The organism is Chryseobacterium sp. SIMBA_038 (assembly GCF_046535115.1).
Classification (GTDB): Bacteria; Bacteroidota; Bacteroidia; order Flavobacteriales; family Weeksellaceae; genus Chryseobacterium.
This window is the reverse complement of record NZ_JAWRXH010000003.1, coordinates 307,221-333,084: the sequence shown is the minus strand read 5'-3', so window position 1 is coordinate 333,084 and position 25,864 is coordinate 307,221. Positions and strand designations below refer to the sequence as shown.

22 protein-coding genes are annotated in these 25,864 nt (G+C 35.7%); 4 read left to right on the top strand and 18 right to left on the bottom strand.

Annotated elements, in window-relative coordinates:
- Window positions 1–61: 61 nt before the first annotated feature.
- The 15 genes from SB689_RS12465 to SB689_RS12395 form a co-directional block, all read right to left on the bottom strand.
- Window positions 62–445 carry a DUF779 domain-containing protein gene (locus tag SB689_RS12465; protein ID WP_410692466.1) on the bottom strand — a complete coding sequence of 128 codons (384 nt, stop codon included), beginning with the start codon at window positions 443–445 and terminating at the stop codon, window positions 62–64.
- A gap of 311 nt (window positions 446–756) precedes the next feature.
- Window positions 757–1,512 (bottom strand): SDR family oxidoreductase, encoded by a 756-nt coding sequence (locus SB689_RS12460; RefSeq protein WP_410692465.1) that lies wholly within the window; start codon window positions 1,510–1,512, stop codon window positions 757–759.
- Window positions 1,513–1,627: 115 nt separating this feature from the next.
- The gene (locus SB689_RS12455; RefSeq protein WP_410692464.1) at window positions 1,628–1,954 is read right to left on the bottom strand and encodes a helix-turn-helix domain-containing protein; all 327 of its coding nucleotides are present in this window, start codon (window positions 1,952–1,954) and stop codon (window positions 1,628–1,630) included.
- A gap of 83 nt (window positions 1,955–2,037) precedes the next feature.
- Window positions 2,038–2,457 carry a transposase gene (locus tag SB689_RS12450; protein WP_410692463.1) on the bottom strand — a complete coding sequence of 140 codons (420 nt, stop codon included), beginning with the start codon at window positions 2,455–2,457 and terminating at the stop codon, window positions 2,038–2,040.
- Window positions 2,458–2,582: 125 nt separating this feature from the next.
- Window positions 2,583–4,631 carry a hypothetical protein gene (locus tag SB689_RS12445; RefSeq protein ID WP_410692462.1) on the bottom strand — a complete coding sequence of 683 codons (2,049 nt, stop codon included), beginning with the start codon at window positions 4,629–4,631 and terminating at the stop codon, window positions 2,583–2,585.
- 194 nt (window positions 4,632–4,825) lie between these two features.
- Window positions 4,826–5,482, bottom strand: coding sequence for a hypothetical protein (locus SB689_RS12440; protein WP_410692461.1), 657 nt, complete (start codon window positions 5,480–5,482; stop codon window positions 4,826–4,828).
- A gap of 42 nt (window positions 5,483–5,524) precedes the next feature.
- Window positions 5,525–7,372, bottom strand: a complete 1,848-nt coding sequence (locus SB689_RS12435) for a hypothetical protein (RefSeq protein WP_410692460.1) — start codon at window positions 7,370–7,372, stop codon at window positions 5,525–5,527.
- A 476-nt stretch (window positions 7,373–7,848) separates the two neighbouring features.
- Window positions 7,849–8,370, bottom strand: coding sequence for a hypothetical protein (locus SB689_RS12430; RefSeq protein WP_410692459.1), 522 nt, complete (start codon window positions 8,368–8,370; stop codon window positions 7,849–7,851).
- A gap of 76 nt (window positions 8,371–8,446) precedes the next feature.
- Window positions 8,447–11,521, bottom strand: a complete 3,075-nt coding sequence (locus tag SB689_RS12425) for a beta strand repeat-containing protein (RefSeq protein WP_410692458.1) — start codon at window positions 11,519–11,521, stop codon at window positions 8,447–8,449.
- 12 nt (window positions 11,522–11,533) lie between these two features.
- Complete coding sequence (locus tag SB689_RS12420) at window positions 11,534–13,996, bottom strand: hypothetical protein (RefSeq protein WP_410692457.1); 2,463 nt, start codon at window positions 13,994–13,996, stop codon at window positions 11,534–11,536.
- 237 nt (window positions 13,997–14,233) lie between these two features.
- Window positions 14,234–14,845 (bottom strand): hypothetical protein, encoded by a 612-nt coding sequence (locus SB689_RS12415; RefSeq protein WP_410692456.1) that lies wholly within the window; start codon window positions 14,843–14,845, stop codon window positions 14,234–14,236.
- A gap of 516 nt (window positions 14,846–15,361) precedes the next feature.
- A complete protein-coding gene (locus SB689_RS12410; RefSeq protein ID WP_410692455.1) occupies window positions 15,362–16,996 on the bottom strand; it encodes a hypothetical protein in 1,635 nt (544 codons plus the stop codon).
- A gap of 207 nt (window positions 16,997–17,203) precedes the next feature.
- Entirely contained in the window at window positions 17,204–17,371 is a 168-nt protein-coding gene (locus SB689_RS12405; protein WP_410692454.1) for a bacteriocin-like protein, read from the bottom strand.
- An 88-nt stretch (window positions 17,372–17,459) separates the two neighbouring features.
- Window positions 17,460–17,807, bottom strand: coding sequence for a hypothetical protein (locus tag SB689_RS12400; RefSeq protein ID WP_410692453.1), 348 nt, complete (start codon window positions 17,805–17,807; stop codon window positions 17,460–17,462).
- Window positions 17,808–18,031: 224 nt separating this feature from the next.
- Window positions 18,032–18,535, bottom strand: a complete 504-nt coding sequence (locus SB689_RS12395; RefSeq protein ID WP_410692452.1) for a hypothetical protein — start codon at window positions 18,533–18,535, stop codon at window positions 18,032–18,034.
- Window positions 18,536–19,060: 525 nt separating this feature from the next.
- On the opposite strand from SB689_RS12395, the gene SB689_RS12390 reads away from it, so the two are divergent.
- Complete coding sequence (locus SB689_RS12390; protein WP_410692451.1) at window positions 19,061–19,204, top strand: hypothetical protein; 144 nt, start codon at window positions 19,061–19,063, stop codon at window positions 19,202–19,204.
- Between the two features lie 195 nt (window positions 19,205–19,399).
- On the opposite strand, the gene adhP is transcribed toward SB689_RS12390, so the two are convergent.
- Both adhP and SB689_RS12380 read right to left on the bottom strand, forming a co-directional pair.
- Entirely contained in the window at window positions 19,400–20,437 is a 1,038-nt protein-coding gene (gene adhP / locus SB689_RS12385) for an alcohol dehydrogenase AdhP (protein ID WP_410692450.1), read from the bottom strand.
- A 285-nt stretch (window positions 20,438–20,722) separates the two neighbouring features.
- The gene (locus SB689_RS12380) at window positions 20,723–22,252 is read right to left on the bottom strand and encodes an aldehyde dehydrogenase family protein (protein ID WP_410692449.1); all 1,530 of its coding nucleotides are present in this window, start codon (window positions 22,250–22,252) and stop codon (window positions 20,723–20,725) included.
- 180 nt (window positions 22,253–22,432) lie between these two features.
- Here SB689_RS12380 and SB689_RS12375 point away from each other — a divergent pair, with 180 nt between their 5' ends.
- The 3 genes from SB689_RS12375 (at window position 22,433) to SB689_RS12365 (ending at window position 24,396) form a co-directional block, all read left to right on the top strand.
- Complete coding sequence (locus SB689_RS12375) at window positions 22,433–23,356, top strand: helix-turn-helix domain-containing protein (RefSeq protein WP_410692448.1); 924 nt, start codon at window positions 22,433–22,435, stop codon at window positions 23,354–23,356.
- Between the two features lie 96 nt (window positions 23,357–23,452).
- Window positions 23,453–23,701, top strand: coding sequence for a hypothetical protein (locus tag SB689_RS12370; RefSeq protein ID WP_410692447.1), 249 nt, complete (start codon window positions 23,453–23,455; stop codon window positions 23,699–23,701).
- Entirely contained in the window at window positions 23,701–24,396 is a 696-nt protein-coding gene (locus SB689_RS12365) for an alpha/beta hydrolase (protein WP_410692446.1), read from the top strand. Before SB689_RS12370 ends, SB689_RS12365 begins: the two co-directional genes overlap by 1 nt.
- 60 nt (window positions 24,397–24,456) lie before the next feature.
- Here the strand turns inward: SB689_RS12365 and SB689_RS12360 are convergent, their stop codons facing one another.
- Window positions 24,457–25,785, bottom strand: coding sequence for a hydroxymethylglutaryl-CoA synthase family protein (locus SB689_RS12360; RefSeq protein ID WP_410692445.1), 1,329 nt, complete (start codon window positions 25,783–25,785; stop codon window positions 24,457–24,459).
- Between the last annotated feature and the right edge of the window lie 79 nt (window positions 25,786–25,864).

Genomic DNA, 25,864 nt, shown 5'->3' with positions numbered 1-25,864 from the left:
GATTTTCACAAATTTGCACAGATTTTTTTGTTTCGTGGATTTTGCGGGATTGAGCAGATTTTTATTCACTACGTTTTACAGGTTCTAGGTTTTTGAATTCTTCAGGAGTAAAAAGTTTATATTCTACTTTAAATGTTTTTCCTAAAGGCGTTTCTAATGAAAATCCACCTGGTCCGAAGCCGTCTACAACATCCAATGTAAAGTGAGAATATTTCCAGTATTCGAATAAATCGCGGTCGATCCAAAATTCGTGACCGTTGATAGTTCCGATCATGGCATCATTCATTCTTGGATAGAATCCTCCTTTTTCGAAACATTGGGGTTGGGTTCCTTCGCAGCATCCTCCGGCTTGGTAAAACATAAGTTCGCCATATTTTCTTTCTAACTCCCAAATGACTTCAAGGGCTTTTTCTGTGACTGAGACTCTGGATATTTTTGTTTCCATTTTTTTGTTTTATTGGATTTATTAAAGTTAAAAAATATATAGTGTAAATTATGTTTATTTTTCATTTTATATAGAATAATACCCGATCACAAGTTATATTATTAAAAAATAATGGAACCCATTTTTATTAGCCAATTTATATCTTGTTACACATAAAAGAAATTTATCCCTAAAAAGAAATGCAATAAATATGAAAATAGAATTGATAATTTTTACTAACATTTTTTAAATGAAGATTAAAAATATAAATGCTGAATGGATCTAATCCGATTCAGCATCTATAATAACAAAAAAAGGCTTACAAATTATTACTATCTTGTAGTATATCCACCATTTGCAAAAATGGTTTGCCCTGTAATCCACCAGCCATCAGTTACCAAGAACTCTACCAGTGGAGCAATATCTTTGATATCTGTTAACCCACCCAAAGCTGCAGCTGATTTGTGATATGCAACAGCATCATCGGCCTCTTGGCCATAGAAAAAAGGGGTGTCCATAGGGCCGGGAGCAACTGCTGTCACAGAAATTCCTCGTGCTCCAAATTCTTTTGATGCTGCTCTTGTGAAATGCTCTACAGGCGCTTTCATACCTGCGTAAGTAGAATATAGTCCTGTGTAAGCAGCAAGAAGTGAAGTTACGATAGTACATATTTTACCTCCATCGCTTACCTTTTTCCCGGCTTCCTGAAGGAAGAAGTAAGCTACCTTTGAATTTACATCAGACATGATATCATATTCTGCTTCTGTGGTTTCTGTAAATGGCTTCTTTAATACCATACCCACCGTATTGATTGCAATATCTACAGCTCCAAACTTAGCTTTGGTTTCATCAAAGAATTTGGTAATATTTTCAACATTTTTTAAATCTCCCTGAAACAAGAACGCCTCAGCTCCCAAAGCCTGTACTTCTGCTAATGTTTTTTCGCTCTCTTCTCTTGAGCTTTCGCTGTTGTAGTGAATTGCAAGCTTAGCTCCTTTTGCTGCAAAATTTTTACTTAATAATCCACCTAAGTTTTTACCTCCTCCGGCGATCAAAACTACTTTTCCTATCAAATTGTGTGTTGTCATTTTTTAAATTTTGTTTTAGTTAATATTATAATTTTGTTTAATTTTTAGCTGAAAGTATTTTATTACTTCCCTTTTTGTTAATCCACAAATATTAGTTTAGTTCAAAGAAATAATTCTATTTCGCATATAATTTCCGCCACTTGGTTACCGTATTCCTACTTAGATTAAAATAATTTGCCAGCTGAGTATTATTCAGCATTTGTTTTTGCTGGTAATCCAATATTTTTAAAATAGTTTTTTGATCGTAGGATTTACGTTTTTGATTAAAAGCCAAAGTATCTTTATCCTTCAGATTAAATATTTTAGAATTTAGGGTAATAACATCCATGATCGAAAATTGCTTCTTCTCAAGATAATTTTTGAATTCTTCTTTTCTTTCCGGATATTTTTTTATGATAATATCTTCGAATATTCTTTGATAATCAGGTTTACTATTTTTCATTTTTGTAAATTCTTTCTTAAGCCATGGTTGATTTTTTTTAGCGAAAACTACATCTGCAATTTGTATCTTTTGATGCTGACATGTTATTGTACCTCATCAGATTTGCTTATCCATTTGTATAAAGTTGTTTTGGGTATTCTGTAGCCTTCCATAATCTGTTGTTTTGTTTTTTCACCAGACTTTAGAGAATCAAGAATAAAATCTATAATTTCTTTTGTGTATATGTTTTTTCTAAATTGTGGTAATGAAGTTTCTTTAGATTTCATCTCTTTTTGATTTGAAGAATAAAACAAAAGGTGTTGAGAATAAATTCTAAAAAAATCATATTCCAGCAGTTTACTCCATCTTAACAAAATATTAGAATCAATGCTTGTTGATGCATACATTTTTTCAATATCTTGTTGCTCACATCCTAAAAATTTACATATCCGAAAGATGTCGATGTTTGTCTCTTGTACTCGCTTTTCAATCAGGTTACCTATGTGTATATTCTTAAAGTCCATTTTAAAATCGTTTTTTATTTTTATCTGTTATATCTTCATTTAAATACATTTCAATTCAGATTGTAGAAATACTTATGACTTTCTATTTTAGCCTTTTGCTTTTTTAAAACTATTAATAACTATAATTAGCCTTTTCTAGTCACAGAAAGAAATATTTTCTTTTCAGTACCAACTTCCATACACCACCATTTGAATTCATACCATCTGTAGGTAACAGGATCCACCTGAACCTGTAAATTTGTTGTAATAACTTCTGCAGCAGAATTAGTCCAGAATACAATATTGTTGGCATCAACCTGTACAAAGTTTCCTGATGTCAAACTATTGTTAAGGGAAGTTTCATTTTCATTTACCTGAGTTGCAAAGGTCTGATAACTTACCAATTGTGTACCCGTCGCGACATTATAGACTCTAGGATCATAATATGATGAGCTTACTCCCTGTAAATTCATTTCTAACCCGTCTAATTGAGGTAAAGCAGAAAGACTGTTTGCAGTAACATAAGTTTTCAGGTTAAAAGAACTCGCATTTGCTGTAGCAGCAGGAACAGTGTAAACTCTTGATAGAGTTTCCCCGATATTTATAGTACCACTACCTGAACCGGCAGTTGTTGGAAGACCAGTAACATACCCCAATACACCATTCGCATCAGCAACTACCGTTCTTGTCGCTGTAAAAGTTTGGTTTTGAGTTGCAGAAGCACCTCCGCCACTTTGAGTATAAATTGCATTAGCTGTTCCGTTTAAAGGAAGAACTCTTAGACGGGTATTTCCATTAACATCAAGTCTTTCGGTAGGAGGAGATGTATTAATAGCAACATTTCCTTCCCCTGTTATTCTCATTTTTTCTGTACCGACCGCACTTGAGCCTGCACTTGTTGTAAATATAAGAGGGGCAGTAGTTGTAGTATAACTAGTCCCTAAATAAAATCCACGGGAATCACTTGTTGATACTATTTGACTTGCGCTCTCCGGATCCTGAAACAATTGAAGATTAGAGTTTATTCCATTACTATTATTATCATCAGATGCTATAATAATACTTCCTCTCTTACCATTGCCAAATCCTCTTTGGTTTATTCCTCCGTCATTATACCAGATTGTAGACTGTTCAGCACCGGCAAAAGTTAGCGAAAATCCATTATTGGTTAAAGTTCTGCTGCTTGTTAATGATCCGTTATTGTTATAAATATTCACATCATTTATTTTCATTCTCTGCCATGCAGTTCCGTCAAAATAATAATATCCTGCAGAAGTAACGTTAATAGTCTGCCCCGCCGGAGCCGTATCAGCTGCTGTTGCATAAACTATTGCAGCTAACTGGTTGTTTGTATACGTTTTAGCTCTCATCTGACTTCCCGTTAACCTTGGAGCTCTTATACCATCCAGAATAGTAGCAGTAGCAGGAGTTCCTGCAACATCTAATGTAACTTGAGGATTGGCAGTCGTTATCCCGACATTGCCTTCTCCGGTGATACGCATCTTTTCCGTCGCTAATGCACCTCCTCCTATACTTGTGCTTATGGTAAGCGGGGCAGAAGCAGTAGAGCCATTTGTCCCTATATCCAGAGAGGTGGAATTAGAAGCAGCCTGAATTTGTGCAGGTCCATTATAAAACTGTTGTAAAAACAAGTTAGAACTGTTCCCTCCGGAAATTACAATTGCACCATTTCCTCCAGAACCCTGACGGTTTTCCTGGTACAGAACACCCGTCGTGCTCCACGAAGTCCTTTGATTTGGTCCAGTAATATTAAATTCTTTACCATTCAATGTCATTGTTCTAGAAGCTCCAGCTCCTACTAAAGAGCCATCAGAATTATATATATTTTTATATAATACTTTCTGCCATACATTTCCGTCAAAAGAATAATATCCAGCTTCGTTGATATTAACTCTTTGTCCAGATGTATCACCTCCTGATATATCGGTAATATAGATCAAAGCACCTCTCTGATCCGCTGCATACGTTGCAGTATTGGCTGTAAGCTCAGCACGCGTAATACGTGGAGCCTGAAGCCCCAATATCTGGGTATTATCCGTGATATTGCCTCCTGTATCACGCTTGGCACTTACGTCCATTGTTGTTTTAGGAGTTGCTGTGTTTACTCCGATCTGGGCTGAAACTGTTGCACTTACTAAGATAAGCGCTCCTGCTAGTAATGTAAATTTTTTCATTAGTGTTAGAATTTTGTTTTTAAATATTGCTTGTTTTTATACTTGTACTCAAGTTTCCATTGAAATAATATTTTCATGGTTTGTTAAAATCAGAGCACCCCTTTTTAGTGATGATTACTCTAAAAAAATATTAGTTATTTAGTTTTGCATTATAAATTCGAATTATAATAGTGTACTGATGGTTGCTTATCAGACTATTTAATGCTCTTATTAGATCCCTTTATTTTATGAACATGTTCTAAACTGTAACCCATCGCATTTTTATCAGTCTTCTTTGCATTAATCACTATTCCCCCTAAGCCTATATAAGCATTCAGCTTCACGGCATCATTGGGAGAGAACCCATCTTTACCTGAAATAACAACATCATATTTACTTTTAAGATCAGCCACAGATAAATCTGTATTAGACAAGTCGACATTTACATCTGACAGGGTAAAACTTTTCGTTTTCTTTAGTTTTTCCGCGAGATCATATTTCAACGCAGAATCCAGCTGGCTGATCAGTAAATTATTGTTATTCACAAAATCCCACCCGTCCTTTGTGTATCCTATTTTTATAAGTTGGGCTGCTTTAGCACTCGCACTACTTCTGAAACATTCTGACCATGCCGGGGGAGATCCCTGATACCCTTTTACACATTTATCCGTCAGATCATATATCATCATTCCCGGTTGCGGATTGGCTATTATTCCGGTATTGGCTACCCTGTTAAGATACAGGGCCTTATTATTAGAGGCAAGATCAAGATCCGCACTTTCATGAGGAGTTTCTGTCTTCACGCCTATTTGGCTGTACATCATAGCACTCACCAAAAATGCTAATGTTTTTATCAACTGTTTAAACATCATTTTCTTAATTATTTGGTATTATTAGCTAAATAAATCACTGTCCTAATTTTGAATACATCTCACAGCATGGCCATTCATACGTGTACTATTTTCATAAGGTCTTGCATCTTGTGATGCACCGGCTGAAAATTCATAAATCATGACATAAATATACCCTGCTGCCGGAGCTACAGCTGTTGTGGTGGTAGAACTCCAATATCCTCCAAAGTCTCCAAATGTTGCCGAATTTCCTGCACGCGTAGGCTCTAAAGACATCTTAAGTGCCGTATTGTATCCAGAGTTGTTAAATCCTTCGCCTGTTACACGTGCTTTCGCCATCCAGTTATTCACTTCAAAAGTCGCAGGCACTCTGAAACCGCGTGGGCAAGGGTTGTTGGCACTCGATTCACTTTGCCATAATGTATTATCCAGATTTACCCTCCAATCCGAAGTAGCATTTCCTGTAGTATTATAGATAAATTGCGCGTGGGTAGGATTATCACTTTTTACAGTACTCACAGGATTTACCCCTGTACCACTGGATCCATTCGTCCAGTTCATCAGCTCATGTCCATCAGGCTTTCTGCCCCATTCGAAACAGCTTCCGAATGCTCTGAAATCATTGCCTGCCGTAGCCTGCTGAAGAGGATTAAAATTAGCATTTCCCACTAGGGAATAGGTAGCCCCCAAATTATTATTCAGCCATATTTTTCCATCTTCTGCCAACACCGGGAGATAGAGAAAATTGTGCCTATTTTGGGTACCCGCTCCTCCATTATCCTGCAATCCAAACATTCTGTCGGGGATACCAGGGATATCTCTCAGTTCATAATTCGTTAATGCTCCTGTACTGTTGTAAGGATACTGAAACATTCCCAGTAATATTCCCAGATAATCGGCACCAATACCTGCATTAAGATCTAGCTGCTTTACATTAAGTGTACCGCCAATAGACCTTATAGTTGCTGTAATAGAAGTTGTAGCGCCACTGTAGGCTTGTGATGCCCACAGAAGCTCCAATTGGCGAGAGATTCCATCCTGAGTGAGAGATGCCGGAACGGTAATAATACTGCTCCATGCATTGACGGTTCCACTTCCCGAAGCATTATCCACAGGGATACTTACGGTAATACCAGTAGTGGTAATAGCTCCCTGTAAATTTAATAATGTGGCTTCATTCACTCCGTCTGCGTTTACCGTATTGGTAGTCGCGGATCCTGTAGGGGCTGTGTATGGGAGATAATCCTGATCATATAGGGAGATCATCCAATATTTTCTGTTCTGCATTAAAGTGATAGATCCCGGTAATACTCCTGAAGAATTTGCAGTAACAGGGAGCGATACAGTACACGTTTGCCCGCCTATACTGATAGGAAAAGAAGCTGTTCCCGAAGCAGATGGAGTACCACTTACTGACAAATGAAGACTTCCATTTCCTGTTGCAAATAGACCAGCCTGCAAAGTCGCCGTTAGTCCGGTAATTCCGGTTGATGCTATGGTTTGTGCAGGATAATAGCCACCATCCCCTCCATTATAAGGTACTGTAAGTGTCCCGGAATAGGGCTGTCCCTGTGCAACTCCCGCAGGATTCAGCGTTGCAGAACTACAGGTAAGAGAAGTTATTGTTCCGGAAGCTACCGCCGTTCCGCTGAAGCAATCAGACCATAGCGCCGGAATACCCTGATAGGCTTTTATACAATTGTTTGCCATGTCATAAATAATCATTCCTACCTGAGGATTTGCCACAGCTCCTGTATTGGCTACTCTATTAAGATAAAGTGCTTTATTGTTAGATCCCAATTCAAGATCTGCACTTGTATGGGGGGTTGGTGTATTGATTCCGATCTGACCTGATACTTTTGTCATCAAAAAGGAAAAAACCACCGTAGCTAATAGTAATGTGTTTTTCATATATGTATGCTTTTTTATATTTTTTTGTTGTTTCAGAATTTGTATCATTTTCCCATGAATGCTACTTTTAAATCTTTTATAGAAATAACCGCAGTATTGTTATAATACATTGTATAGAGCCGGAAAAATTTGTTTGACAGAAGAATACAAGCGTCTGTTTATTCTTTAAATGATATACAGATTATATTCTTACAGTAGCATCAGCTTTGTAAACTATAATAAATAGTGACAAAGTAATCTGGTGGTATACTAAAATGATATTTCAGCATATATTGTGAATCCTAAACAGAAATGCGACCTCATCATAAATTGTTTGTTTCATACTTCTATATAAATCTGCTAAGATTTCTTTTTTAAAACTGTATCAGAAGAGATACATTGTAGTGTAGTTCGGCATAATTTTTTTTTGTGTTGTTTTTTATTTTAAAAGAAAAGGAGGAAGACTTTTTTTCAGCCTTCCTTTTTCCCTTGAGTTTTTATGGTTTCCAGAAAGACCAAACTGTACCGTTGTATACGGCAAGCTGTCTTTTTGTAGTATCATATACCATCATTCCCGCACTCGGATTAATGATGTTAAGATGCGGACTTGCCACTTTTGGTAAGACCATTGCTTTATTGGTGTCTCCCAATACAAGTATTCCCGGTGTATTATCCGTACCTCCTGTTGTGTAAATCGTAACTTTAGCTCCGGGCTGCTCTGTCTTGTCATTTCCTTGAATTCTTAGATCAGCTACTCCGGTAGTATCAACACTTAGGTCGAACCAACTGTTATCTTTCAAGTATTTTACTTTATGATCTGTGGTATCGTAGATTACTGTTCCATTTTCCGTGATCCCGGTTTTATCTGTGACGTATGGAAGAATAAGTCCTCTGTTTTCTGTATCACCAAATTCCAGAGAAACAGATCCGTTTGACACACTCGCTTTACTGATTCCAATCTGCGCATGGATATAATAAGTGGAAAAAGAAACCATTAATAATGTTATTATTTTTTTCATTGTTATTGATTTTATGTTTAATAAAAAGGAGGCTGAGACATGAATTCCTCAACCCCCAACCATAACTAATTAATATCTAGTCCGGACAAGTCTGTGTCGTTAAACAGTACCATCCGTAAGTAGTACCTCCATCCTGTGATGTGTACATTTTCATACACTTATTAGTAATATCATATACCAACATTCCTTCTACAAAATTCGCCGGTGCAATACCTACAGGATTTCCTGCTGAAAATGCCAATCTGTTCGGAACAAAACCTTTTGTTTTAGCTTCTAACACCAACCATGCTCCTGTACGCACTGCAGGCCAGTTATCGCCTGCCGCACCCGCTCTGTCAAGAGAACTAATACCTACTTTACTGATTAATGCAGGATTACCTACACTTGCCACAGCACCAGGTTTGTAACATGCTGTAAGAGCATCTCCTTCTGCGAAAGTGATATATCTGGCAGTGTTGTCTGTGTCAAAACTATTGTTAAAGACCCATTTACCGGATCCTGTGCTTGTACCTGATACAACTTTTACATTAGTGGTAAAAGCAGGATCATCTGCAATCAACATAAAGACAGTTTTCCCCAGAGTAGTTCCAATTCCTGTGTAAGCAACAAGGTTACTTTCGAAGTATAAACCTCCGGGAGTATTGGTACGTTGAGACAGCCATGTTCTTGCAATTCTTCTATAAAGTGCTGAAGAGACTGTAAGGTTTGCAAGTGGTGTCGTTGTAATATTATTATCTCCCAACAAAAAGTAAGTAACATCATTTGTAAATGCGCTACGGCTTGCATCAAGGTTTGGCAATACAAAATTATTAGTAGTAGCAACCGTAAGTATTGTACCTGCATTGACACTTTTTGATACTTTTTGATCAAATGCCTCAATATTATCTTTAGCAACACCAAATACGTTATTGTTATAAGTTGTATTTAGCGCACCACTCCAAACTGTACTTCCTTCTGTTGCTATGTAATGATCTGTTGCAACACGTCCCAATGTAATACCATATTTAATGGCAAGATAAGTATCAACTTTTCTTCTTTCTGCTGGGGTAATATTTCCGCCACCGTAGATGATGGTTTCACCGATATCTCCTATAATACCTCCATTATCGCTGGTATTGCCAGTCCAACGGGTATCACCAAATACATGGCCTCCTAAAGCAAGTCCCATTGCTCCGGTATTTACTGTACCCACATTAGCTGCACCATTCAGCCCTCTTGCCAAAGTTGTATTGGTGAATGTATTATACATAATACTAGGAATTGTTGCAGAATAATCTAATCCTGAACCAGGTAATTGTGTTCCGCCTCCTACAGGTCTTCTTTCTATCACAGTACTTGGTAGAAATCCTAAATAATCCCAAGACGAAGCATCAGTTGTCGCATTATTTGCCGTTATACTGAAGAAGTGAGGGTTTGGACTTGAAGGAGATGTTATTCCGCTCTTAGTAAGTGTAAATACATCATTGCTCGTATTGGTGATTGTTTGCGTAGTATTATTACCCAATGTCTGAGTAATTGCTGTAAAACTAACTCCCGGATTGTAGTTGAAAGAAGTAACATCTCCAACTTTATATTTCGGTAATGCTTTTCCTGCAATCTGAGCTGAAACTGTACCTGCAAAATAATCTTTCCAAGAAGTTACGTCTGTACTGTTCCCGGTATTAGCAGCATCAATATCTGCTCTGTACCACTGGCTTAGTCCGTTGATAACACCTCCCGGAGCATGTCCAAATGCTGCGAAAGTGAAATACTGTCCATTTGCCAATGTTACCTCTGCATAGTTATAAGTAACACCATTCACTGTTTGAATATTCAGGGACATATCTGTTACCGTATCTGTATTATCAATTACAGCATCAGCACTCTGAATCAGTCTAAGCGATGTTAAACCTGCAGGCCAGGTAACACGAACTGTTCCAACGCTTCCTGTGTTCTGAGTTTTCCAGATAGATTCGAAACGATAATTAACTCCTGTAATTCCACTGATAGGAATTGTAAGACTTTGTTTTAATCCATTGTCTCCTACCATTAGGAATTGTCCGTCTGTTAAAGTATTGGTGTTTAAAGCATTTGTGTTTGCCAATGCACCTCCGGCACCGATAATTAATTTCTGCCCATCATTAATGCTTTTTGACTGTTTTTGATGTAAATCAGAGACATAATCATATGCGATACCAAAAATATTATTATTGTAGCCAGTGTTCACGGAACCATTCCATACATTCGTAGAGCTACTGCTTAAATAATTTGGAGTATTGGCAGTATTTAATGTAATACCTCCTTTTATAGCCAGGTATGAATCAACCTTGTTGACATCATTGGCAGAAAGTGTACCATCAAAAACAATAGTTTCAGACATGGTCATTCCGGCTCCATCATCATCGCCGCCGGCATTTGCATTTCTTCCCAATATAATTCCTCCATCTGGACCTGTTGTTATGCTGGAATAAGTAATGTTTCCTCCAGGAACAGCTCCATTGAACGCTCTTGTAAATAATGTATTGGTGAAGCTATTTCTTACAATTGTAGTATTTGTAAGCTGATTATATCTATACCCTGTAGCAACTGTACTAAATAAAGGAGCTGCCGCTGTATTAGTTCTAACTATTACATTATCGGCACCAAGTCCGGGGCTATCATAAGAGTTACCTCCTGTTAGATTTGAATAATTTAATCCCATAATTCTATCCCAGTTATTTCCTGTAACCGGAGTAGTGCTTGTATAGACTGTGTAATTTGCTCCTGAAAGAGAATTTAGAACACTTGAGTTTCCTAAAGCATTTGCAGATACAAATGTTACTCCCGGATTAAAGTTTAGATTAAGTCCGGTTCCGGTCACTGAAGTCGGAGCAGATGTACTGCTTGATAATGTAGGTATAACAGGTACTTTACCTGCTGAGTAATCTGTCCAAGTTGTTACTGCGCCAGTTGCTGGAGCGACCCCTTTATCAGCTCTGTACCAAAGTGAAGAAAGTACACCTCCCGGAGCATGAACGTATGCAGCGAAAGTAAAATAATTTCCATCACCAAATGTTACGGTTGCTGTGTTATACGTAACACCATTAACTGTTGTTGTTCCAGACATTGGAATAAATGTATCCGCAGCATCTATTGTTGCATCAGTAGAACGGACTAAATGAAATCCTTGCATCCCTGTCGAAGGTCAAGCCACTGTAACAGTTCCTACACTTGATGTATTTTGTACTTTCCAAATAGAAGCAAAACGATAACTAGTAGCTCCTCCGGGAGCTGCAGGATTAGCTAAAGCTACAGAAAGACCTTGCTTTAAACCATTATCTCCGACTATTAAGAATTGACCGTTCGTTAAGCTATTTGTATTAAGGGCATTTGTATCGGCTAAGGAATTTCCCGCTCCAATAATTAGTTTTTGTCCGTCATTGACACTTTTAGATTGTTTTTGATTTAATGCTCCATCATCTTCTCTCGCGATCCCGACAATATTGCTATTATACCCGGTGTTAGTTGTTGAATTCCATACAACTGCTGCTGAACGATTCAGATAATCAGTTGGTAAAGTGCCCAATGCATTTGTGAGGGTAATACCATACTTAATACCTAAATACGAATTCACCTGTAGTTTCTCCGTATCGGTCAATACTCTATCGAAACTGATAACTTCTGAGATATTTCCTCCTGAAGAGTTATTTGTACCTCCATCTTCATGGATAAATAAATTATTCCCAATTCCCCTGTTAGCGTTTACACCTCCAGATGCAGTTGATGTAGCTCCATTCATACTCAAAGTAGTGGTATGGGTTCCAGATATCCATTTTGGCAGATAATAAGAATTAATGGTAGGGATATTACTATATCTTGCTAAAGAATTAGGATAGTTAGGCGTTGCCTGATAATTGTCCTGCCAGAAGAAATAGGATTCAGTTGCAGATTGACTCGCAAACCAGGGCACATCTAAGCTGCTTCCCGGAACAACATTATTCCCAAAAGACACCATCGTTAGTTGTTGTGCAAGATTAGCCTGACTCTGCAATACAAAAGTACTCAAGTCTCTGTGTGAAAAGTCCGGGAAAACATCAGCCAAAACTAATCCATCATGTGTTGATAAAGTAATATCTGTAACAGAAGGATTAAAATTATGAATTGCATTCTGAAAAACAGGAGATCCTGTATAAGCCTGTACTGCTGTACCGCCAGATAGTCCATAGTTGACCCATGAAGTTACATTACTTCCTGTTGTAGTTGTGTTGGTTCCATCGTTTGCTCTTAACCATACTGCTGGTAAAGCAACTCCTCCAGGAGTCTGCATATACGCTGCAAAGGTAAAATACTGGCCATTTGCCAATGTTACATCTGCATAATTATAGATAACACCATTTACAGTCTGAGTATTGACAGACATATCCGTTATTGTATCTGTATTGTTAATCACCACGTCAGCACTCTGAATAAGTCTTAAATTAGTTAATCCTGATGGCCAAGCAATACGTACCGTACCAACACTTCCTGTATTCTGAGCTTTCCAGATAGATTCGAAACGATAGTTAACTCCTGTAATTCCACTAATAGGAACAGCAAGACTTTGTTTTAAACCATTATCTCCCCAGATTAAATACTGTCCATTATTAAGAGAAGTTGCATTCGCCGCATTAGTATTTGCTAATCCGGTTGTTGAAATTAATACTTGCTTGCCCGAATTCGTACTCCAAGACTGTTTTTGGTTCAATCCTGTGGCATCTCTAGCAATACCTGCAATATTATTGTTATAGCCTGTGTTTCCTGAAGCACTCCAGACTACGGCACTTGATGAGTTTTTGTAATCTCTGGTTCCCTGAGCATAAGTTGTTCCATACTTTATTGCCAAATAAGATTCAACCCTGTCCATTTCATCAGCAGTAAGTCTATTCTCAAAGATCAACATTTCGTTTACCTGGCCGTTTATAGAACCATAATTGGTATCTCCACCTACGCGGATATCTCTGGCATTGACATCAAGAACAGCATTTTGTAACTGACTTCCTGAGTAATCTGTTCTACTACCATTTAGAGATACGGTAGAGGCAGCATAAGAAGCATTTGTACCCGCTCCATTTTGCCAGTTTACTCCTGCAGTGAAATAAAAATTACTTTGAAAACTATTAGTCGTTACTCCTTGATAACCCGGACCTCCGGTAAAAAATAATAAATTATTAAGTCCATTGTTAGAAGTATGTAATCCCGGATAATCCATAGTAGAATCGAATCCGAAAATACCACCTTGCGTTAATGTATTTAGATATCCTGCCGTAAATAATGTTCCATTTGTACGGTCTATGATATTTACTCCAGCTCCAGGTTGGAACTCCATCCATTTACTCTGAAATGTAACAGTGGGATTAAAGTTTGCTAATGTGGTACTATTTGAAAATGTAGGGCGTAATCCGGCAGTTGCCTGCAAAAGATTGAATCCGTTACCTTGAGCATCATTCCATTGATACACTGTCGAGTTATTAGCTGAGCCAGTAACTCCGGCATCTGAAAACAATGTACCCGAAGCATCAGCTTTGTACCAAGCAGCAGGAGTAACTCCTCCCGGTGACTGTCCGAATATTGGAACAATTGTGCAAATTAATGCAAGGCTTATTATTCTTAGAAAATATTGAGGGATCATATTTTCGATATTTATTTTGGTTATACATTTCAGATTAAGTGTAATTAACTTTAAACCTGAATTAGAAAAAATTCCGTGAAAAATTGTGTGCAAATTTTCTCTTGAGATGTGCTTTATGAATGACAGCAAGTATCTCAAATGAAAAAATTAATTAGAGATTAAGATTCTCTTCAACCGTATAAATTCTATTAGAAGAAAGATTTATAAAGATTCGCAGATTTTCCAGTTAAGTATGAATTAAGATAATATAGCAGGTGGAGGCCTTGTAAAATTATATCGATCTGTAATACTCTTTATAAAAGGGAAAGAATATGTGTAGTAAAACTTTTTATTATATAAATTAGGAATTACAAAATCATACGTTTGGATCAACTCAGCAGATTTGAAAGTATTGTTGGTTGTAATAGTTCCAACTTTGATGTAATCACCGCCTGTTTGAAAAGAACTGTCTGACGGATCTTTTGATACGTGTGTTGTGATTTCCGGCTTTGGAATTTTATTTTCAATCTGAACTTCCTTTTTCGCCTTTACAACTGCTTTTACTTTTTTCTTCACATGTTTCTTATAACCTTTACTAATGGAAGAGGATAAGGGTTTAGATGTTTGTGAAAAATTTTCTATTCCATATACGCTGGTTCCTTCTGCAACACGAATTACCGTTGCTTCTGTTTGATCAACCGAGGAAACAATAGAAGAGTCTACAACATTTTCAGAGGAAGGCTTGTCTGGAAAAGCGAAAACAGAATTTGAAATAAGAATTAGGAATAATGAAAAAAAGAAACCAAATTTCCCGTGGTAATTTGTACCACGTTTGGGAAAATTGGATTCTTGTCCTTTTGCATCATTCACAGTTTTAGTTTTTATGATTTTATTTCAATAAGTAAGAGGAAATATCCTTATTGGAATCTTGGACAATATTACAGTGATATTTTATGGTTAAATAAAAGATGTTATAAGCAATTCAGTAATTCTGATAAAAATTATTGTTTTACAAATAAATATAATTGATTTGCAGTACTTTATCTGTTTTAACGAAATAACGATCAATGGAAAAAATGATTAGTTTAATCAAGAACGGATATGAAATTATAGTACATTCTAGTAAAATTGTACAACGATAATTTTCTTAAAATTAAAAATATCAACTGTTCTTTGAGGAATTTAAATAAAAAATCCATCGCAACAAGTAATGGATTTATTATTTTAAACTTAGCATGATTTGTGAGCAAAAGTTTTACATATAATTATTCTGTGTTTTAGAGACTGAATGTAGAAGATTTACAATGAGATCAAAAAATTGATTTGTTTTAGAAATGATAAAATTATAGCTAAAAAGATTTTTTGTTTTATCCTTGCTGAATAAAATTAGATGTTATCTTCATTAAGTTTCTGAATAAAATAAGCGGGTGTTACTCCATTTATTTTTTTAAAAGCTACAAAAAAGACCTGTGGCGATGCATATCCGCAGATTTCCGCAAGATGACTTATTTTATAGCTTCGATACTTTGGTTCATTATAGAGTTTATGAACGATATAGTCAATCTTTAAACTATTACTATAACTGCTAAAACTATGAGATTTATGATTCTTTATGATTTCAGAAAGATATTTGGCATTTGTATTTAGCTGAGTAGAAAGCAAACTGATGGTGAAATTGGGCTTAAGAAACTCTTCTGAATTTTCAAAAGCTTCCAATTGATCAAGAATTCTTTTCTCCGTATCAGATGAGATTAAATTTTTGGGTACTGTATTAGTTTCTATCGTATGAGGTACTGATTCATTTTTAATTTTGTCTATCATCAACTCGTAGTTCTTATGCAGCTTTTTATTGTTTCTTCGCCAAAGAATAATTGTTGCCAATCCTGCAATTAATATGAAAGCTCCTGTAATGATCCATAGGTTTTTATAATTTTCCTTATTTTCTGTATCAATTTGAGCGACTATTTTCTTCATGGTAGAATTAGATGCTTTCCTTTCTTCGGAATATAAGCTGTCATTAAGAGTGGTATATACAGATTGATAAAATTTTGAATTTTCATTATCATCCTTTTCTAAATAAGCTTCAAGAAGAAGTTTATAAGATTGCAGTCTTGTGTTGGGATTGCTATGTTGTTTTTCAAATTTTAGTGCTTTTACACTATATTCAATCGATTTTTCTGTTTTCTTTTCTTCAAGATACAGTCTAGATATGACATTATAGGTTTGTGCTTTGTTTACCGGATCAGTGTTAAGTTTTTTGTTTTCATAAATTTCCAACGCATCCAAAAGATGCTTTTCTGCCAAACTTAATCTGTCTTTTTTTTGTATATCATCCAGATATAGTATGGCTACTTGCATATTGTTATAAGCGATAAGGTCGTATTTTTCATCAATAGATACAATGTTTCCTCTGTTACTTATCATTTTTGCCATTTCAAGACTTTTCATGTAATTACTATACATGGAGTCAATTGCACCTTTTTCTTTTTTTCTACTTTCATAGTAGATATTCATATTTTCATAAGTATATGCAAGTGCTCTTCTTTTTTTATCATTATTTTCAATTTCTGATGCGTAGCTAATTGCTTTTCTAAAATCCATTAGACTTGCATCAGGTAGTCCAAAATATCCTAATACTAATGCATTTCGTCTATAAATATTGGATATATGGCCGTATGTATCTTTTTTATTTTTTGCCGTTTTTTTTAGTTCGTTTCCGAGATCTATTACTTTCTTATCTTTTTCTATCCCCATATACAACCCCATTAAATAATCACCGCTACGCAGAACGCCGTCTTCGTAAGCATATTTTTGTGATTCAGATTTTAATTTTAAAAGTTGTGGCTCATGTTTTGGGTCAATAAATGTTTTACTGTCTTTAAGAATTTTGTTTAATTCTTTGTCGATAGCTTTTGTTTCAGGAGTATTGCCCGCAGGTTCCACACTTTGAGCCCATAAGACTTGGAACGAAAACAGAATAAACAATAAGTAGAATTTCGTCTTAATGGGGATCTGGTTCATTAGTTTTGAAGGTTATTAGTATTTAAATCAAAAATACAATAATACTAGATTATCTAAAGATAAATTTTGTTAATTGCATATTCGAAGTAAAAAACATCTTTAGTTTAATCCCAATTAATTTAATCTGAGCAATAAATATGAAAATATTAAGAGAAGCGATGAAGAGAATTAAAGTTCTTCCCAGGGAAGAACTTTTTTAAAATTTAATTATCCTTCTACTGGTATATCTGGCACTATAATATAGCATTCTGCATTAATTGGGACACATACTGCAGCTTCAGGACAATAGTAATTCCCAGGAAGACATTTTGAAATAGATGCCGCTCCTTCAATTGCTTTCAGTTCTTTTCTTGACAGAATTTTTAAATTTTTCATAATAATAGAATTTGGTTTAGTTAAAAAATTTTGTGACTTTTATATACTCTAAGTTAGTAAAACATTTTTTGAGATTGATAATTAAAATTTATTTATAATCAAATCTGTCTTCGTCAGGATACCAATAGGAATATAAACTTGGTGTCATAGTTCCATTTTCGTACGACTTTATATTATTTTCCAAACTCATTGCACTAGCAAATGCAACTACCCTACCTGAACTTTTTTCCACTAAAAAAGGGGTACCTGGTGTCAATGCTTTGTTAATATTTCCTGTTAAAATAAATTCTTTAGATTGATAATAATAAATGCTACCATAATATTTTTTAATAATTTCTTCTGTTAATATTACCACTTCAATATCAGATCCTCCAAATTCTGCTTTTCTTTTTAAATAACGTTCTGCTAAATTTAACATCTCTTTTTCTGTTAACATATTTTCATTTTTAGTCCTTTTAATTCAAGGAATTATTTTAATCGTTTTTTGACATGTATTTTTTATCTATCATACGTTTTTCAACTACAAGAAGTTGACTATTTATGATTTATTTATTAGATAAATGTAACGATTAGGGCATTACATTTCTAATCACTACATATAATTAAGCTATTTATTCTCTCGTCCAGGTTACAATAATATAAAATGAGGTTCCTCGTTACTCATGTTATACCTTTAGGCAATGTAATTATCTCAAGGAATCTCAACGCATCTTCAATAATGTATGGCCTTATACTTTCTTTTGGTTTCCAACCATTATGAAGAAAATATCGAATTAGCTCTGCTATAACAGCCGGCCGATTCAAATTGATCTCATCAGTTTGTTGCTCATTAACTGGGTATGTTTTATTATTAGGTAAACGAGGTTTATACTTATACAACCAAATTACTCCATCATCGGGATAACCTACGCGCCATTTTTCTTTTTTTACATCTGATTTAAGAGTTAAATTATCCTCTTCTCTAAACGAAAGTTGAAGCGGAGATTTTTTATATCCTTCAAGATAAATCACAACCTTTTCAACACATGTTGAGTATTCATAATTTGTTAAATGAAGATGCAACCTTTTCCATAAGTAAGTCTCATTATCTATTTTAATTTTCCGTAATATTTTTTTTTCATTAACTGTGTTTTTAAAATGCATTATGACTTTCAAATTACGCATTGCGTCAATCTGATTTATATAATATTCGTAAAGCTATTTATGCCTCTAATATAAAATTTATTTTGATCTTTATTTAAGAAGTACGTCGCAAGTTTATTGGAAGCCATAAAATATACTTGCAAATATTTTAATTAAGCAAAAATATTTAGGATAAAAGGCGAGTTTACTTTTACACTCATCAACACCACCTTAACATGAGTTTAAATTTGTAGTAATTCTCTTTACAACACCACCTTAAGATGAATATAATTTTGTAAGTAATTAATGGAAACTGCTAATATCCTCTCAGAGTAGCTTCAGAAGATAAGGTAAGCAAAAATGAAAAAGGAACTTCATTTTGTCTTTATATCTAAAGTATTTTGATGTAACAGAAGTTTAGAGAGACTGAATATAAAATTTTATATATAAAAATCACACAATTTTATCTTTAGAGTATAGAGAAATATGAATTACAATTTTATTAAAAACAGTAAAACATGGTTAAATTTTAATAAATAAATAAATAAATAAATAAATAATAGAATAATGAACATCATTACTTTATGCGTCCTTCTTATCGGACTTGGATTATTGATCCTATTCGGAATAGGATTATTTAGAAAGAAAAAGTTTAAAGGGTATTTAAAAGTCCTTAATCTTTTTGAGGGAGGATTTGAATCTGAAGATTGATGCTTGTTCAGGATTGGGTGGATTTAGCCCCCCCCTTCCTTTTTTTTGATGTATTATTCAGCTAAAGTTTAGCAAACCCATCTTATCTCAAATCGGGAAGATATTTCTTACAAAAGATTTACCTCTAGAAATAAAAATATTTATCAAAGAAAAGTCCGGAGAAAAACTCTACCGGACTTCTTAAACTCATATAATTTAACTTGCACTTCCGGCAATATCGAGAACGATCCTGCCATCGATCTGTCCCGCTTTCATTTTATCGAAAACTTCGTTGATGTCTTCTAATTTTGCTGAAGTTACCGTTGCCTTGACCAATCCTTCATTCGCAAAATCCAATGCTTCTTGAAGATCTTTTCTTGTTCCAACGATTGAACCTCTTACTGTGATTCTTTTTAAAACCGTTTCGAAAATCGGAAGTTCAAAAGAACCGGGAGGAAGTCCGTTTAAGGCGATCGTTCCTTTTCTTCTAAGAACATCAATTCCTTGTTTGAAAGCTATTGGAGAAACAGCTGTGATCAATGCGCCGTGCATTCCGCCGACTTCCTTATGTAGATATTCTCCAGGATCTGTGTTTTTTGCATTGACCACTAAATCTGCTCCTAATTTTTTTGCTAATTCTAATTTATCATCTGAAACATCAATTGCAGCGACATGCATTCCCATTGCTTTTGCATATTGTACGGCAACGTGCCCCAATCCGCCAATTCCTGAAATAGCCACCCATTCTCCAGGCTTTGTTTCGGTTTCTTTTAAGCCTTTATAAACGGTTACTCCCGCGCAAAGAATTGGGGCAATTTCTAAAAAGTTGACATCTGATTTTAAATGTCCGACATATCTTGAATCTGCAATCACATATTCTGCAAAACCACCATCAACACTATAACCGCCATTCTGCTGAGCATGACACAATGTTTCCCAACCAGTGATACAATAATCACAACAGCCACAAGCAGAATATAACCATGGAACTCCAACTGCATCACCTTCTTTTACCATCGCTTCCGGTCCGCAGGCTACGACAATTCCGACTCCTTCATGTCCGGGAATTAATGGCATTTTGGGTTTTGCAGGCCAGTCACCGTCTACAGCGTGTAAATCTGTGTGACAAACACCACAGGCGATTACTTTTACTAAAACTTCATATCTTCCCGGCACTTTTACAGGAACTTCTTGGATTTGTAGCGGTTGTCCGTAGCCTTGAACGACTGCGGCTTTCATTGTTTTTGGGATCATATTTTGATTTTTTTTGGTTAGTTTTTAGTTTGATTTTTTGCTTTTTCTTGAAAGCCTTGTCAAGGTTTTGAACCTTGACAAGGCTCATAAGATATCCTGCTCATCCGGAAAATACCAAATAAGTGAAAATAAACGTACTTTTTGCGTGAGGGATAGGAAGGGTCTCGTTTGAAAAACGAGAGTACGGAGCGAAGCGGAGCACCGAAACGAAGTGGAGCTCTGGATAGCCCGACCGTTTTGCCTCGGCCTAAGCTGAGGCAAACGGGCACGCCCTAATATTTAAAATTAAAAGAAACCTAGTTTGTTTTTGTTGTAAGAAATCAACATGTTTTTGGTCTGACGGTAGTGATCTAACATCATTTTGTGGTTTTCGCGACCGATTCCTGACTGTTTATAACCTCCGAAAGGTGCTCCTGCAGGATAAGAATGGTATTGATTGACCCAAACTCTTCCCGCTTGGATCTGGCGCGGAACGTTGTATAACTGATGCGCATCTCTAGTCCAAACTCCTGCTCCAAGACCATAAATTGTATCATTCGCAATTTTGATTCCTTCTTCTTCATCTTTGAAAGTCGTGAACGCCAAAACAGGTCCGAAAATCTCTTCCTGAAAAATTCTCATTCTGTTGTTTCCTTTGAAGATCGTTGGCTGGATGTAATATCCGTTTTCAAGACCTTCTCCAACATGATTCACTTCACCTCCGACAAGAACCTCAGCACCTTCTTCTTTTCCTAATTTGATGTAAGAAAGAATTTTATCTTTTTGAATCTGAGACGCCTGAGCTCCCATCATCACCGTTTTATCAAGAGGATTTCCGACTTTGATGGCTTTTACTCTTTCGATCACTTTTGCAATAAATGCATCTGCAATGTCTTCCTGAACCAATAATCTCGACGGACAAGTACAGATTTCACCCTGATTTAGAGCAAAAAGAACCGCACCTTCGATTGCTTTGTCTAAAAATGCATCGTCTGCATCCATTACCGAACTAAAGAAAACGTTTGGAGATTTTCCGCCTAATTCCAATGTCACCGGAATGATATTTTCTGTTGCGTATTGCATTACCAGACGACCTGTAGCCGTAGAACCTGTGAATGCCGCTTTATTCACTTTTGGATTCGTAACCAACGCTCTTCCCAATTCTGCCCCGAAACCGTTAACGATGTTCACTACCCCATTTGGAAGCAAATCTCCGATGATTTCCATTAAAACCATGATAGAAATTGGGGTGCTTTCTGCCGGTTTTAGAACTACACAGTTTCCTGCTGCCAAAGCTGGAGCAAGCTTCCAGATTGCCATTAATAAAGGAAAATTCCATGGAATGATTTGAGCGATTACTCCAAGTGGCTCATGAACGATCAATGAAACAGTATCTTTATCCAGTTCGTTGTGAGAACCTTCATCTGCTCTGATCACTGAAGCAAAATATCTGAAATGATCGATTGCCAAAGGTAAATCTGCTGCCAAAGTTTCTCTTACAGCTTTACCATTGTCGATGGTTTCAACTGTTGCTAAATATTCAAGATCTTGCTCGATCCTATCGGCAATTTTGTTTAAAATAATACTTCTTTGCGTTGAAGAAGTGTCTTTCCAAGTCTGGAATGCTTTTTCTGCCGCGTTGACAGCCAATTCTAGATCTTCTTTAGATGAATGTGCTGCCTGAGTGAAATTTTTCCCGTCAACCGGAGAAACTACGTCAAAATATTGACCATTGACAGGAGCTGTAAATTTTCCGTCAATATAGTTATCATATTTGCTTTTGAATTCAGGCCACTGTAAAGCTGTGCCTGATTGTTGTTCTGTAATAGTGCTCATATTAGTATAATTTTAATTTTTCTGTTCAACCAAATTACACTTACCTAGCACAAACGTATAGCATAATCCTACAAAAAAACATCAAAATAGTGCAGATGGCTAATTTTATAGTTTTATTAACAACTGCGTAGCGTATAAATTTCTATATTTGATAGAAGAGGCAATAAAAAATGTTTAGAAATGAATGATAATAAATTTTTATTAAATACTCCTGAATTAAAGACGGAGAATCAGCTTTTAAACTTAATTGAAAATCAGACGAAATTTAATCTAAACAATTGTGAATTTAGCATCTATGAAACTCACAAGACTGCTTTTGATGTAAAACTTCATTTTGAAAATATCGCTTTTACAGCCATGCTCCGTGGCAAAAAACATATGAAACTGGATAATAAAACGAGTTATTTCGACTATTTTCCGGGAGAAAGTATTTTGGTTGCCCCCGGAGAAACAATGGTGATTGATTTTCCTGAAGCCGATGAAACTCCGTCACAATGCATTTCTTTAAGCCTTAATCCAGAATTTATCGAGAATTCTTTAAATCATTTAAATTATCATTTACCAAAAGTTGACGAAACTTCACAATGGAATATTCAGCTTGATGAGTATTTTCTTTTTAATAATAAATCTCTTACCTCTGCAACCAACAACATTATGAGAATTGCGATGGATGATAATTCTCAAAAAGACATTATGGCAGATTTTGCTTTGAAAGAACTTCTCATAAGACTCATGCAAACCCAAGCAAGGAGTATGGTTGAGAAAAATATTGCTAAAAATAAATCTAGAATTGGTTTTACAGTGGATTATATTAAAAATAACCTTCATCAAAAATTATCGATTGACAGCATTGCTAAGTTGGCTTATGTAAGTAAATCCAATTTCTTTAAAATGTTTAAAGACGAGCTAGGAACTTCTCCGAATGAATTTATTTTGCAGGAAAGAATTAATAAGGCAAAAGAATTATTGGCGAGTCAGAACAGTATTAAGGAAACAGCCTATCAGACAGGATTTTCTGATACTAATTATTTTACCCGAGTGTTTAAGCAGTTGGTGGGGGTAACTCCGAAAAGTTTTCAGGATAATACTACGTTTAATAAGTAGATTGTTATTATTATTCAAATCATTTCTACAACATCAAAATTTGCATCTTTTTTGCAGCACCTCATCTAAGATAGCCTAAGTTATCCGCTTATTACGATGAGAGCATTTATTATCATTACTGCTTTATTATTTTCTGCCAATGCATCAATCAATGCACAAGGTAAAGGGCAAAAATTCAGCATTCAGAATAGCTTAAAACAAATTGATTTATGGCCATCCCATATGCCGAATGCAGGAGGTACTCGGAGTTCGGAGCTCATTAGCGATAAAGGATCTGTAACGAATGTTTCCACCCCAAGACTGATCGTTCATCCCCCCAAAAACCCAATGGAACTGCAATTTTAGTGATCAGTGGCGGTGGATATGCTCACATTGAGCTAGGAAAAGAAAGTACCCCAACCGCTAATTGGTTGCAATCTGAAGGAGTGACAGCATTTGAACTCATTTACCGTTTACCTCAGGAAAATTGGAGCAGTACAGATGTTCCTTTTCAAGATGCTCAGCGCTCTATTAGAATGATTCGCAATCTGGCAAAGCATTACAACATTGATCAAAATAAAATCGGAATACTCGGATTTTCCGCAGGCGGGCATTTGGCAGGTATTACCTCTACTCTTTTCAATAAAAAATTTTACAAGCCTGTTGATAAAATAGATTCCTTATCTGCGAAACCTGATTTTGAAGGACTTATTTACCCCGTGATCTCAATGCTTCCTCCCAATAATAAAACCCACGCCCAAAAAAGTATTCTGGGAACTCAGCCAACAACCGAACAAGAGATTGATTTTTCTGTAGAAAGGCAGGTGAATACAAATACTCCACCCACATTTTTAGCACAGGCCTTAGATGATCCTATTTCTCCGGTAGACAATAGTTACCTGATGGATAAAGCATTAAAAAATGCAAACATTCCTGTTGAAATGCATATTTTTCAGACCGGTGGACATGGCTGGAGATTAGGTAAAAAGAATAGTGAGGTTTCTGCTTGGCCCGGACTTTTTAAGACATGGGTTCAGAATAGTGGCTTTTGGAAAAATTGAATATTCACATAAAAACCACCTCATTAAGAAGTGGCCTTAAAAATTTATGATAATTAATTCTTATTTCTGATAGTGATAATACCTAGCTCCCATCAAAACAGGACTTTCCGATTCTACAGATTCCAACCCAAATCCTTTATAATTTTGATTAACAGATTCTTCCAATTGTTTTCTATGAAGCTTTTCATAAGTCTCAAAATCAATAGATTTTCTATTTTTAAGATTTTCAAATAGATCCCATTTGGAAACAACACTTTTCCAATTTCCAGAAACTCTTCCTACGAAAATTTTAGATTTTGATCCGCTTCCGTAGCCTAGAAACCCAATTTCAGAATCTTTTAATTCTTCATTTTCATTAAAAGAAGTCTGTAATGCTGAAAGTAAAGCCATAAAAATTGAAGCGGTGTACATATTTCCGATTTCAGAGGATGCACGTTGTGATTTTTCAATTGTATCATTAATAAACTGAATATACTTTTCGGATTTCGCTACCGCTTTTTGTTCCTCTGGAGTTTCATACGGAAGTCCGTTTTCCAAGCTGTAAATTTCAGTGAAAACTCTTTTGCCGTGGAAAGCATAAGGAAGATGGAAGATCAAATATTTCCAATTTTCATAAGGTTTGTTTTTGCCTGTAATTTCTTTATAATGATCGTAAGCTTCTCTTATCCTGCCCTGATAACATTGGTTGGAATATTGTCCGTCAAAAACCGGTTCATCTGTAAAAATTTCAATTTTATCCGGAAAAGTTTCTGAAGCGTTTGTTAAATCTTCTTTTTTATACTGACGTCTCGGTTTAAAAAAATCAAAAACACTTTCTGTGGCTACTCCCCAATTATTTTCGATTTCCAACAAATCAGGTTTTGAAGAAATCAATAAAGAAACTGCGCCACCACCCTGCGTATATTCTCCGGAAGAAGCCAATTCGTATTTAGCGTAATCACTGGCGATTACGATTGCTTTTTTATCAGGATTCACTCTTACAAAGTCTAAAGAATTATGTAATGCATCTACTGCTCCTACACATGCGAAAGTCATATCCACAACATCACAATTTCGGAAACATCTTTCTCCAAATTTACTTTCTAAGATTTTTTCAACCATTTGCATTGCGTAAGAAGCGGTTGGTTTTGCGGCATCCAATGCACTTTCTGTACCCAGATAAATTCTGGCAATATCTTTTGGATTAATCGTATAATCTTTTATTAATTTTAATAAAGCTTCTGCTGCGAAAGTAGCTGCATCTTCATGAACATCCGGAAATCCCATTTTATGTAACCCTAATCCCTTTTCCAATTTTGCGGGTTCAATTCCTCTTTTTTCTGCTAAATCTTTAATTTCCAAATATAAAGACGGTACATAATAGCTAGCTGCCTCGATTCCAAAAGTCATAATTCTGTAATTTTAATACTAAATTATAAAAGATAATTCAAAAAAACGGTTGTTATTTACCTATTTTTTATCATTAATT